This is a genomic window from Rahnella sp. CFA14(1/10) (assembly GCF_004195095.1).
In the GTDB taxonomy this organism is placed as follows: Bacteria; Pseudomonadota; Gammaproteobacteria; order Enterobacterales; family Enterobacteriaceae; genus Rahnella; species Rahnella perminowiae.
The window spans coordinates 262,576-275,333 of sequence record NZ_SEWS01000007.1 but is presented as its reverse complement, the minus strand read 5'-3'; the positions used below and the strand labels follow the sequence as shown (position 1 = coordinate 275,333).

Sequence of the window (12,758 nt, the reverse complement as noted above, 5' to 3'; positions counted from 1 at the left end):
CGTTAAATGAAAGAATCTATAACATGCATTATAAATGCATGTTTAAGTCACGGCTATAGCTCAAAGGAAGTACAGGAAGAAAAAACGCCCCAGGCGGGGCGTTTAAAGGGAGCATTATTTTTGCAAATCGACCCGATAAATCTCGAAACCGATGGCATCCGGGCCTGTTGCCGTCATCGGATATTGAGCGTGGGTTTTGATGAAGTTTGCAGCTTTCTCACCAGGAGAGGTTTCGAAACGGATATCCAGAGGCTGCGATGCCTGAATTGGCGCCAGCTTCCAGTTGTTGTCTGCCGTTGGCGTGACTGCGCCCGCTTTTTTGGTTTCGGCGCCGATGTAGGCCGCAACCACAGAACGGTTTTCATCCGGTGACGCAAACGCGATGTGCGTATCGCCGGTACCTGCGAATTTCCCACCGTAAGCCCGGTAGTTATTGGTGGCAACCAGGAAGGTGGCTTTCAGGTCAATCGGCTTACCGTTGTAGGTCAGGTTTTTAATACGTTCCGCATCTTTATTGATCAGCGTGCATTCACCGTCGAATTTCGCCGGCTGGCTGACATCAATCTGGTAATTCACGCCGTCGATGACGTCGAAATTATAAGTACGGAAACCGTCCCAGTTGATCAGCGACTGCGGTTTAGTGTTGTTCACGTCAATCTGATTAAACTGCCCGGCGGAGCATTCCAGCCAGTCTTTCACTTCCTGCCCGGTGACTTTCATCACCACCAGCGTGTTCGGATACAGATACAAATCCGCTGCATTACGGAAAGTCAGTTCGCCTTTTTCCACTTCCACGAAACTGGCCGGATCGTTTTTACGGCCGCCGACTTTAAACGGCGCCGCAGCAGACAGTACCGGCAGACCGGCTAAATCCGGGTCGCCCTGAATGAAATGTTCGGTATAGGCTTTCTGCGCATTATTGACGATTTGTACCGTCGGGTCGTCCTGAACCAGCGCCAGGTAGCTGTACATATTGTCGTTGGATTTGCCGATTGGCTTACTGACAAATTTACGCGTTGCGTCGTGAGAGGAGGCGAGTACTTTCACCAGACCCTGATCTTCCGCCGCCAGCGATTTCTTCTGCTCTTTATCGTAAATCGGGCGCGCTTCGGCTTTGGCGGTTTCGACTTTCCAACTGCCGCTGTCATTGTTCAGTACCATATCCACGACGCCCAAATGGTCGCCCCACATGCCCGGCATGACGGCAGGAACGCCATTCAGCGTGCCTTGTCTGATATCCGCGCCTTTGATGCTGGCGAATTCTTCGCTCGGAAAAACGGCGTGCGCGTGGCCGAAAAGGATGGCATCGATGCCTTTTATCTGGCTCAGGTAATAGACCGAGTTTTCTGCCAGGGTTTTATAAGGATCGCCCGACAGGCCGGAGTGCGGAATAGCGACAATAATGTCGGCACCTTGCTTACGCATTTCCGGGATCCACTTTTTAGCGGTTTCGGTGATATCCGCCACGGTGACTTTGCCCTGCAGATTGGCTTTGTCCCAAACCATGATTTGCGGCGGCACGAAACCGATATAGCCGATGCGCAGATTATGGGATTTACCTTCTCTGTCTTTTACCGCGTTTTCGGTGATCAGGAACGGCGTGAACAGGGGCTTACCGGTTTTCACATCAATCACGTTGGCGTTCACATAAGGGAATTTTGCACCTGCAAGCGCTTTTTGCAGATAATCCAGACCGTAATTAAATTCGTGATTGCCGAGATTGCCTACGGCGTAACCGAGTGTGTTCATTGCCAGATATACGGGGTGGACGTCGCCCTGTTTCAGGCCCTTTGCCGCCATATAATCGCCCAGCGGGCTACCCTGAATGATGTCACCGTTGTCGACTAATACTGAGTTGGTTGCTTCGTTACGTGCCGCATGGATCAGGCTCGCAGTGCGCGCCAGTCCAAATTTATCGGTCGGTTTATCTTTGTAATAATCGAAGTCCATCATGTTGCTGTGCAGGTCCGTAGTTTCCATAATGCGCAGATCCACCTGTGACGCCTGAACGGATGCCGCCGTCAGTGCCGCCAGCAGGGATAACGTCAGATGACGCTTATTCATTGCCTCGCCTCCATAGAAAGGGATGATGCCCGTAAAGAAAAACCGGATATGTATCTCAAAGTTTGATGAGAATGTAATCAGCTGTCATGGATAAATGTGAGATATAACAACTTTATGGGCTGACTACATTACGGGATAGCTATTCGTAGTAAAAAAAACTAGGCTTTAGTCATGAGAATTAATGCCCTGAGGTAAACGATGTTAGAGCAGATTTGTCAGTTAGCGCGCGATGCCGGTGACGCGATCATGGCGGTGTATGACGGTGAACAACCGCTCGACGCACGCCATAAAAAAGATGATTCACCGGTCACGGCAGCCGATATTGCCGCGCACCACGTGATTAAAGCCGGCCTGCAAAGGTTGGATCCACAAACGCCGATGCTGTCGGAGGAAGATCCGCAAAGCTGGAGTGAACGTCAGACCTGGACACGCTACTGGCTGGTTGACCCGCTGGATGGCACCAAAGAATTCCTGAAACGTAACGGTGAATTCACTGTGAATATTGCGCTGATCGAAGACGGTATTCCGGTGTTAGGCGTGGTGTACGTGCCGGTGACCCAAGTGATGTACAGCGCTGCAGAAGGCAAAGCCTGGAAAGAAGAGCAGGGCGTGCGTCAGCAGATTGCCGTGAAAGAAGCGCATCCGCCGCTGGTGGTTGTCAGCCGTTCACACTTCAGTAATGACCCTGAATTGCAGGATTATCTGGCACAACTGGGCGAGCATCAGACTGTGGCGATTGGCTCGTCACTGAAGTTTTGTCTGGTGGCTGAAGGGGCTGCGCAGCTTTATCCGCGCTTCGGGCCGACCAATATCTGGGATACCGGTGCCGGACATGCTGTCGCGCTGGCTGCCGGAGCGCAGGTACATGACTGGAAAGGCCAGACGCTGAACTACGTGCCACGCGAGTCGTTCCTGAATCCGGGCTTCAGAGTGTCTTTATTCTGATATGACACCCCGGTTTGTGGCCGGGGTTTTCACGTTTTATTCTTTTACCAGGCTATCCACCAACATAATCACCTGCTGAACATCCTGCGGCGACAATTGTCCGTCTTTAGCGAATTTAATCACTCCGTTTTTATCCAGCACCACTACCGCCGAGCTTTCCGGTTGCAGTTGCCACGCCTTTTTCACCACGCCGTTGCTGTCGACAATCACCTGCGACCACGGGAATTCACGTTTGCCACTTTCAATGCTTTTGCGCACAAACAGGCCGGTGCCGATAATTGCATCGTCAGTATTGACGATAGTGGTGGTCTGGTAACGGTCATGCGGTAAGTTTGCTGCTCTGATGGCGCTGATCAATGGCTCATTCAACGCTTTAGCGCTGCTTCTTCCCGCCATGTGCTGCACGATACGCACTTTTCCAGGCAGTTTGGCGCTGTTCCATTTGCTGTAACTGAACACATCATTAATGTCATTAAGTTCGCCTTTATCATCCACCCCGACCGGTGCCAGACGCTGACCCACGGTAAAGTTGTGGGCAGAGGCAAAAAGCGAAAATGTCATAAAACTGATCACAAAAAGACTTCTTAAAAGCATAGATTCTCCGGGGCACAAAAGAACAGTCACGCCAATCATAGGACGCTGTAAGTGGTCTGTCCTGTTGGTATGTTAAATTTGTGTTGCTGGTTACAAAATTGCCACATAAGGCAGGGTTATACTGCATTTGAATGTCAGGGTTTAAGACAATACTGAAAAGCAATGTAAAAGCAGTTAAATCCACTGGCAATGCCTGACTGCCCTGCTATGTTATAGGTCTCTTCACTATATTTTTCTGTCCCGGTATCTGTCGCCCTGCGACGTGGCCGGTACTGTAGTGATTTAACGGAGAACAATAGAAAAATGAGAATTTTCCAGCGTTACAATCCGATGAAAGTCGCAAAGTACGTTAAGACACTGTTTCGTGGACGTTTGTATATCAAGGACGTCGGCGCTTTTGAGTTTGACCATGGCAAGATTTTGTTGCCCAAGGTTCGTGATAAGCGCCATTTTAGCGTGATGTCTGAAGTTAACCGGCAGGTTACGCATTTACAGACAGAAATGGGCTAATGGCCTTGCGTGTTGTCACTGCGATTTCGCAGCGTACGCAAAAAAAACGGCTCCCTGCAGGAGCCGTTAGTGTTTCTGATATTTGAATTTTCCATGCTTGCAAAAAAACGCCTTACCCCTGCGCTTTCTTCTCGTCTTTAATTTCCTGCGGCGTTTTTGGCAACAGAGGGGTCACCGGTTGATCGACAATACGCGTCACCAGTAACTGATCAATCTTGTAGCTGTCGATGTCGACCACTTCGAATTTATAGCCGGCGAATTTCACAAAGTCTGTGCGTTTCGGGATTTTACGCAGCATGAACATCATAAAGCCGCCGATGGTTTCATAGTTGCCGGATTGCGGGAATTCCTCGATATGCAGTACGCGCATCACGTCTTCGATAGGTGTCCCCCCCTCGATCAGCCATGAATGCTCGTCACGTGCCACAATCTGTTCTTCCATGCCCTGACCGACAAGGTCACCCATCAGGGTTGTCATCACGTCATTAAGCGTGATTATGCCAACTACCAGCGCATATTCATTGAGGATAACGGCAAAGTCTTCACCCGCCGCTTTGAAACTTTCCAGCGCTTCGGAGAGCGTGAGGGTATCCGGCACAATCAGCGCATTGCGAATCTGCACGCCGCTGCTCAGCATTAAACTCTGGTTACCCAGCACGCGGTTCAGTAAATCTTTCGAATCGACATAACCGACAACCTGATCAATATGACCGTCACATACCAGGAATTTGGAATGCGGGTGGGTGGCGATTTTCTCTTTAATGCTTTCTTCGCTTTCACGCAGGTCAAAAAATATCACGCTTTCACGTGATGTCATGGAAGACGGTACAGTGCGGGATTCCAGCTCAAACACGTTTTCAATCAGCTCATGTTCCTGCTTACGCAGCACACCCGCCAGCGCACCAGCCTCTACCACCGCATAAATATCGTCGGAGGTGATGTCGTCGTTGCGCACCATCGGTAGTTTGAAAATGCGAAAGATCGTATTGGCCATTCCGTTGAAGAACCACACCATCGGGCGGCAGATCATCAGACAGAAACGCATCGGGTTGACTATACGGACGGCAACCGACTCAGGTGAAATCATACCGATGCGCTTCGGTGTCAGGTCAGCAAACAGAATAAACAAGCTGGTAACCAACACGAAGGAACAGATAAAGCTGATTTGATCCGCCAGTTCAGGCGACATGAAGCGGATGAAAAACGTCTGGAAAGCAGGGGAGAATGCGGCATCACCCACAATACCACCAAGGATCGCGACGGCATTGAGGCCAATTTGCACAACCGTAAAGAACAAACCAGGCGTCGCCTGTAATTTCATAACATGGGCGGCATTGACGTTTCCTTCGTCTGCCAACTGTTTAAGTTTTATCTTGCGGGAAGCGGCCAGCGATATCTCAGACAGCGAGAAAAAGGCACTGATCGCGATTAATAAGAGAATCAGTAAGATACTGTTTAACATAATCTATCCGTTTAACACCGAACTTAACCGGCAGGGAAAGGCACTCATTATTTTTGTTGCTTAAAGAACACCATTTTAAGAAAACCATTAAAAAGTTGTTCAGAAGAAAAAAGCGTTAAGAATGAAAAACAAAGATAATTGCCAGAAATAGTTTCAAGTGCCACATTTGTGACCCGCATAGTATAGCAGCAGCACTGAGACTGCCGCCAGCGCTTAAAAATGCCGCATTATTGCGGCGGCAGACAGACGCCGATGCCGCCTAATCCGCAGTAGCCTTCCGGGTTTTTAAACAGATATTGCTGATGTTCGTCTTCTGCATAATAGAACGGCAGGGCTTCGGTGATTTCCGTGGTGATGGTGCGTTTATCGTTCGCTTCGTCCATCGCTTGCTGGAAACTCGCCAGGCTTGCCAGCGCCTGATCCTGCTGTTCTGCACTCAGCACATACAGCGCGGAGCGATATTGCGTGCCGATATCGCCGCCCTGACGCATGCCTTGCGCCGGGTCGTGATTCTCCCAAAAAATCTGCAGCAGTTTTGCGTAGCTGATTACCGCCGGGTCAAAGACCACACGCACGACTTCCGCATGGCCTGTCTGGCCAGTGCACACTTCCCGATAGGTCGGGTTCGGTGTGAAACCGCCGCTGTAACCGGCTGCCGTGCTGTAAACCCCTTCCTGTTGCCAGAACAAACGTTCTACACCCCAGAAGCAGCCCATCGCAAAAATCGCGACTTCCATGTTATCAGGGACATGTGTCATTGAATGATCATTTACTGCATGAAGGGTCGCCACCGGCATAGGGGTTGTACGGCCAGGTAACGCTTCTGCCTGAGTAACAGACTGCGTTTTATCGGAAAGTTGCACCACGGGAAACTCCAGTTGTTGCTTTAGTGAACGAGGTTTGTAACAAAAAGTTGGTACGAATAACAACGACCACAGGTCAGTGTTAGTTGTATCTGATTGCGTCTTTGCACACAATACGGAGGACGTTGCTTCGTCGTTGAACATTTTCAGAGGATTAGCACTAAAATGCTTTCATCAGACGTTAAAAAGATGAATCTGCCAAAGACGGGCAGATAATCTCCGGCGGGCATCTGATATTTTAACAGGACAGTAAAATTTAGCAGGAGTGCGTGTGCCACGATATCGTGAACTGGGTTTGTTATTGGTACTGCTGGCCCCCTCACTTTCCATGGCAGCGAAGGTGCGTTTGCAACTGGAAGGCCTGGATGGCGATTTAGAAAGGAACGTCCGCGTTCGTTTATCATCAATTCAAAGCGATGAAGTCGGGGCTAACGGACGGTTCCGTGCCCGTGTGAGTACCGCCATTGAGCAGGGTTTACGGCCACTGGGGTATTATTCGCCGACCATCGATTTTGATTACCGTGAAACGCCGCCGCCGGGGCGTCCGGTTTTGATTGCCAAAGTGACACCGGGAATACCCGTGAAGATCGCTGGCACCCGCGTAGTGATTGAAGGGCAGGCGGAAAAAGATAATGAATTCGAACAACTCAAACAGCGCGATGTACCTGCGGTAGGGACGATTTTAAACCACGGGACGTACGACAATTTCAAAAGCGCATTGACCGGCATTGCCCTGCGCAAAGGCTATTTTGACGCCACGATGCGCAAAAGCCAGCTGGGCGTCATCGAAGATGAACACAAAGCGTTCTGGGACATTCAGTTCGACAGCGGTGAGCGTTACCGCTTCGGTGACGTCCATTATCAGGGATCGCAGATCCGTGATGAATATCTGCAAAATCTGGTGCCATTCCATCAGGGCGATTATTACACCACCGCGCAACTGGCTGAACTTAACCGTCGCCTGTCTGCTACCGGGTGGTTTAATTCCGTTGTCGTGTCCCCAGATTTTACTGATGCCAAAACCACGAAAACTTTGCCGCTGAATGCCGTGGTGTCACCGCGTACCGAAAATACGATCGAAACCGGTATCGGTTATTCCACGGACATCGGCCCGCGGGTGACGGCCAACTGGAAGAAACCGTGGGTTAACGATCGCGGGCAGAGTTTTGAAACCTCAACCACGCTTTCCGGACCGGAGCAATCTTTAGATCTCAGTTATAAAATTCCGCTGCTGAAATCCCCGCTGGAACAATACTATCTGGTGCAGGGCGGCTTCAAACGTGAAGATCTTAACGATACCAATTCAGATTCCACGACGGTAAACCTGGCGCGTTATTGGGATCTTTCCAGCGGCTGGCAACATGCGGTCAATCTGCGCTGGAGTCTCGATCACTTTACGCAGGGTAGCGTCACCAATACCACCATGTTGATCTACCCGGGCGTCAGTCTCAACCGCACGCGTCAGCGCGGCGGCCTGATGCCAACCTGGGGCGATTCCCAGCGTTATTCTCTTGATGTGTCCAACACCACCTGGGGGTCTGACGTCGATTTTGCAGTCGTTCAGGCGCAAAACGTTTGGATCCGTACGCTGGCTGACAAACATCGTTTCGTATTTCGTGGCAATCTCGGCTGGATTGAAACCAACGATTTTGAGCGTGTGCCGCCGTCCCTGCGCTTCTTCGCCGGGGGTGACCGCAGCATTCGCGGCTACAAATACAAATCCATTTCTCCGCGGGATGACGAAGGCAAACTGACCGGTGCGTCCTATCTGGGCACCGGTTCGGTGGAATATCAGTACAACGTAACCGGAAAATGGTGGGGTGCGGTGTTTGTCGATTCCGGCGAGGCGGTTAATGACATTACACAAAACGATTTCAAAACCGGTGCGGGTGTGGGTGTGCGCTGGGCTTCACCGATCGGCCCGGTGAAACTCGATGTTGCCGCCCCTGTGGGTGACAAAGATGAGCATGGATTGCAGTTTTATATCGGCTTGGGTCCGGAATTATGAGTTTATTTAAAAAGATCTGCCTGGGATTCCTGATTTTCCTGGTGTTGTTAATCAGCCTGGTGGCCTTTCTGGTCGGCACACAAACCGGCCTGCATCTGTTAATCAACGGCGCTAACCGCTTTGTGCCGGGGCTGAACATTGCCAGTACCGAAGGTGGGTGGCGTGACCTGACGCTGAAAGGTGTGCATTACGAAATGCCGGGCGTCGATGTCAAAGCCGGGGAGTTTCACCTCTCCCTTGATTTCTCCTGCCTGAAAAACAGCGCGCTGTGCGTCAATGCGTTGCGGGTTAAAGACGTTAATGTGGTGGTCAATACCCAAAAAATGACACCCGCCGCCGCACAACCTGAGCCCGAAAACAGCGAGCCGCTGACCAATCTCAGCACGCCGTATCCGATCACGTTGCGCTTACTGACGCTGGATAACATTAATATCACGCTGGATGACCGGGCTATTTCTCTGGCGTCATTCCGTACAGGGGCCCGCTGGGAAGGCCGCGCAATCCAACTGATGCCCACGCGCATTGGCGGATTACTGATTGCGCTGCCGAAAACGCCGGTCAGCCCGTTACCGGAAGTGGTGCAGGCCGCGCAGGATAAAGCCGTCGAAAAAGCGACCGGCAAACCAGCGGAACCGGTGGCGGTCGTGCCGGAGAAGCCGCTGGGTGAAACCTTGCAGGCATTGTTCGCCAAACCGCTGCTGCCTGAGCTTCCTGATTTCCGTCTGCCGGTCGATCTGGATATTCAGCAAATTCTCGCCGAAAACCTGCGCCTCACCGGTGACACTGATGTGCTGATCACCCGTTTCGAGCTGAAAGCCAGTACGCAAAATCAGCGTGTGACGCTGGATAAACTGATCGTTCGCTCGCCGCAGGGCTCGGTGGATGGTGTGGGGCAGGCGACACTCAACCAGAACTGGCCGGTTGAAATGACCGTCAATACCGCCGTGAATATCGATCCGCTGAAAGGCGAGAAGATCAAACTGAAAGTGGCGGGCGGGCTGCGCGATAAGCTGGATGTTGGTCTGAATCTTTCCGGCCCGGTCCGTGCTCAGCTTGCGCTGCAAACGCAGCTGGCAGAAGCCGGATTGCCGCTGGACCTGAAACTCAGCAGCGATGCGCTGCAATGGCCTCTGACCGGTACACCGCAATATCAGGTGAAAGGTTTCACGTTTAACGTCAGCGGTAAAGCGACCGGTTATGCACTTTCGCTACGTTCCGATTTCAAAGGCGCTCAGATCCCGCCTGCCACATTGACGCTTGACGGTACAGGCAATGTTGAGCAGTTCAGGCTGAAGTTACTGCGTCTGGCCGCGCTGGAAGGGAATGCCGACCTGACCGGTATGGTGGACTGGAGTAAAGCCATCAGCTGGAACAGTGAACTGAAGCTGACCGGCATTAACACAGCCAAACAATATCCGGACTGGCCGTCGAAGTTGCAGGGCAAAATCACCACGCGCGGCAGCCTGTATGGCGGTACGTGGCAGATGCAGATCCCCGTATTGGACCTGACCGGGAATGTTAAGCAAAACGCCGTTAAAGCGCAGGGTAACGTGCGTGGAAACAGTTACGGTCAGTGGGATATTCCACAACTGCACCTGGAACTGGGCCGCAACAATCTGGATGTAAAAGGCACACTCAGCGATACCTGGGATCTGGACGCCAAAGTGGACGCGCCGCATCTTGATGGCGCTTTACCGGGGCTGGGCGGCGTAGTGAAGGGAATGCTGCAACTGCGCGGGGATCTTAAGGCACCGAAGTTGCTGGCGGATCTGACCGCGACGGGTCTGAAATGGCAGGCATTGACGGTGCGCCGCGTGGATATTAAAGGCGATGTCAGCTCTACCGATCAGATCCAGGGCAACCTTGCCGTGCGTGTTCAGCAGCTTAAACAGGATGCGCTGGATATTACCGATATCAATCTCGATGCCAAAGGTGACGAGAAAAAACATGAACTGACGTTAAAAGTTGAGGGCAAACCGGTTTCAGGTCACCTGGCGCTGAACGGTAGTTTTGACCGTGCGACCGAGGAATGGAAAGGCAGTATCACCAATACTTTGTTTGATACCCCGGTCGGACAGTGGCGTCTGAACCGTTCGGTTGCACTGGATTATTTCAATAAAGAGCAGCGAATTACCGTTGGCCCGCATTGCTGGCAAAACCCGAACGCGGATTTATGTGTGCCGAAAACAATTGATGCCGGTGCCAGCGGACAGGCGAGTGTGGTACTCAACCGTTTTGACCTGGCGATGATCAAACCTTTCCTGACGGATGACACACAACTGAGTGGTGTTTTCAGTGGGAAAGCCGATGTGAGCTGGAAAGCGGAAGGTGGTCTGCCGCAGGCCAGCGTTTCACTGGTGGGTAAAGGTGTCAAAGTTCAGCAACTGGTACAGGGCAGCCCGCTGCCGGTAGCATTTGATACGCTGAATCTGAACGCCGGGCTGAACAACGGGCGTGCCAGTCTCGACTGGCTGATTAAAATCACTCACAACGGTCAGCTTGACGGCAGCATCCAGATTGCCGATCCGCAGGGAAAACGTAACCTCAGCGGTAATGTGAATATTGCCCGTATCTCAATGGACTTGCTGCAGCCCGCGCTGATGGACGGTGAAAAAGCCTCGGGTATTTTGAATGCCAGTCTGCGTCTCGGCGGCAATGCACAGAAGCCGCTGGTCTTCGGCAAACTGGCACTAACCGATGTGGATTTTGACGCGCAATTTATGCCGTTTGATATCACTGATGCCAATATAGGCATCAATTTCAACGGCATGTCTTCCATCATGGAAGGGGTAATCAAAACGGCACAGGGCCAGCTCGAACTGAACGGTAACGCCGACTGGAGTGAGCTTAACGCCTGGCGCGCCCGGATTGCGGCCCGGGGCAACAAAGTGCGGGTTTCCGTGCCGCCGATGGTCCGTCTGGACGTTTCGCCGGATTTAGTGTTTGATGCCACACCGCAGTTGTTCTCGTTAAACGGAACGGTAGATATTCCCTGGGCGCGCATTACGGTGCAGGAGTTACCGGAAAGCGCTGTAGGCGTATCGTCGGATGAAGTGATGCTCAACGATCAGCGTCAGCCGATCGCACCGGCTTCAGCCTCTATTCCGATCAATAGCAATCTGATGGTGAACATTGGTAAAGATGTCCGCCTCGATGCCTTTGGCCTGAAAGCCCGGCTGGAAGGTGCGCTGAAAGTGGCACAGGACAGCCGAGGTCTGGGGCTGAACGGGCAAATTAATATTCCGTCCGGACGCTTCCACGCCTACGGGCAGGATCTTATTGTGCGTAAAGGCCAGTTGCTGTTTTCCGGTCCGGCGGACCAACCGCTACTGAATCTGGAAGCGATCCGCAACCCGGATGCGACAGAAAATGATGTAGTGGCTGGTTTGAGAGTGACCGGTGAGGCTGATGCGCCTAAACTTGAAATATTCTCAGATCCGGCGATGTCGCAGCAGGAAGCCTTGTCCTACCTGCTTCGCGGGCAAGGACTAGACAACTCCGGAGGAGACAGCGGCGCAATGACTTCAGCCCTTATCGGGTTAGGGGTTGCGCAAAGTGGTAAACTTGTGGGTAAAATCGGCGAGGCATTCGGTGTCAGCAATCTGGCGCTGGATACTCAGGGCGTGGGAGACAGCTCTCAGGTCGTGGTCAGTGGTTATGTTTTGCCGGGCTTACAGGTGAAATATGGCGTCGGAATATTCGACTCACTGGCAACGCTCACCCTGCGCTACCGGTTGATGCCCAAACTTTACCTGCAGGCGGTATCGGGCATCGATCAGGCATTGGATTTGCTCTATCAGTTTGAGTTCTAATTCATGTGACTTTTACTATACGAATATAAACATGCGAATAATTGTTTACGGTAGCTTACGACGCAAGCAAGGCAACAGTCATTGGATGACGAATGCTCAATGGTTGGGTGACCATGAGCTGGAAGGGTACGCCCTGTATAATCTGGGTCATTATCCTGCTGTTATACCAGGGGAAGGCAAAGTCTATTGCGAAGTTTACCGCATTAACTCGTCCATTATGGCTGAGTTAGATGAGCTGAAAAGTAATACGAAAGATTATCGTCGTGAGCTGATTTCGACACCTTATGGCAGCGCCTGGATTTACCTCTACATTCGCTCACTGGATGGTGTGCCGAGAATTGAGGGTGGCGACTGGGTTAAGCGTAACGAAGCAGTAAGTGAGTAATCTGAGCAAGGTCGTCTTAAAATAATCGTTGTCTGACAGCGCTTAATACATAAAAAAACACCGCCATCTGGCGGTGTTTTTTTATCCGAACGTTGGTCGTTCAAACGGCAGAAAA

At 51.7% G+C, this 12,758-nt stretch carries 9 protein-coding genes; 5 read left to right on the top strand and 4 right to left on the bottom strand.

Annotation, left to right across the window (positions count from 1 at the left end):
- Positions 1–114 precede the first annotated feature (114 nt).
- Entirely contained in the window at positions 115–2,064 is a 1,950-nt protein-coding gene (locus EVX52_RS15870; protein WP_129954285.1) for a bifunctional 2',3'-cyclic-nucleotide 2'-phosphodiesterase/3'-nucleotidase, read from the bottom strand.
- A 198-nt stretch (positions 2,065–2,262) separates the two neighbouring features.
- Between EVX52_RS15870 and cysQ the strand changes: the two genes are divergently transcribed.
- Complete coding sequence (gene cysQ, locus EVX52_RS15865; RefSeq protein WP_129954287.1) at positions 2,263–3,009, top strand: 3'(2'),5'-bisphosphate nucleotidase CysQ; 747 nt, start codon at positions 2,263–2,265, stop codon at positions 3,007–3,009.
- A 36-nt stretch (positions 3,010–3,045) separates the two neighbouring features.
- Here cysQ and EVX52_RS15860 read toward each other — a convergent pair whose 3' ends face one another.
- The gene (locus EVX52_RS15860) at positions 3,046–3,603 is read right to left on the bottom strand and encodes a YtfJ family protein (protein ID WP_129954289.1); all 558 of its coding nucleotides are present in this window, start codon (positions 3,601–3,603) and stop codon (positions 3,046–3,048) included.
- A 303-nt stretch (positions 3,604–3,906) separates the two neighbouring features.
- On the opposite strand from EVX52_RS15860, the gene EVX52_RS15855 reads away from it, so the two are divergent.
- A complete protein-coding gene (locus tag EVX52_RS15855) occupies positions 3,907–4,113 on the top strand; it encodes a DUF1107 domain-containing protein (RefSeq protein WP_014333674.1) in 207 nt (68 codons plus the stop codon).
- Between the two features lie 112 nt (positions 4,114–4,225).
- On the opposite strand, the gene EVX52_RS15850 is transcribed toward EVX52_RS15855, so the two are convergent.
- A complete protein-coding gene (locus EVX52_RS15850) occupies positions 4,226–5,575 on the bottom strand; it encodes a hemolysin family protein (protein WP_129954291.1) in 1,350 nt (449 codons plus the stop codon).
- Between the two features lie 227 nt (positions 5,576–5,802).
- Positions 5,803–6,438 carry a peptide-methionine (S)-S-oxide reductase MsrA gene (gene msrA, locus EVX52_RS15845; protein WP_370278352.1) on the bottom strand — a complete coding sequence of 212 codons (636 nt, stop codon included), beginning with the start codon at positions 6,436–6,438 and terminating at the stop codon, positions 5,803–5,805.
- Between the two features lie 328 nt (positions 6,439–6,766).
- On the opposite strand from msrA, the gene EVX52_RS15840 reads away from it, so the two are divergent.
- The 3 genes from EVX52_RS15840 to EVX52_RS15830 are packed head-to-tail and all read left to right on the top strand — an operon-like array spanning position 6,767 to position 12,643.
- On the top strand, positions 6,767–8,446 hold the full coding sequence (locus EVX52_RS15840) for an autotransporter assembly complex family protein (protein ID WP_238483495.1): 1,680 nt from the start codon (positions 6,767–6,769) through the stop codon (positions 8,444–8,446).
- Entirely contained in the window at positions 8,443–12,258 is a 3,816-nt protein-coding gene (locus EVX52_RS15835; protein WP_129991638.1) for a translocation/assembly module TamB domain-containing protein, read from the top strand. The genes EVX52_RS15840 and EVX52_RS15835 overlap by 4 nt, the downstream gene beginning before the upstream one ends.
- 31 nt (positions 12,259–12,289) lie before the next feature.
- Complete coding sequence (locus EVX52_RS15830; protein WP_013573790.1) at positions 12,290–12,643, top strand: gamma-glutamylcyclotransferase; 354 nt, start codon at positions 12,290–12,292, stop codon at positions 12,641–12,643.
- Positions 12,644–12,758 lie beyond the last annotated feature (115 nt).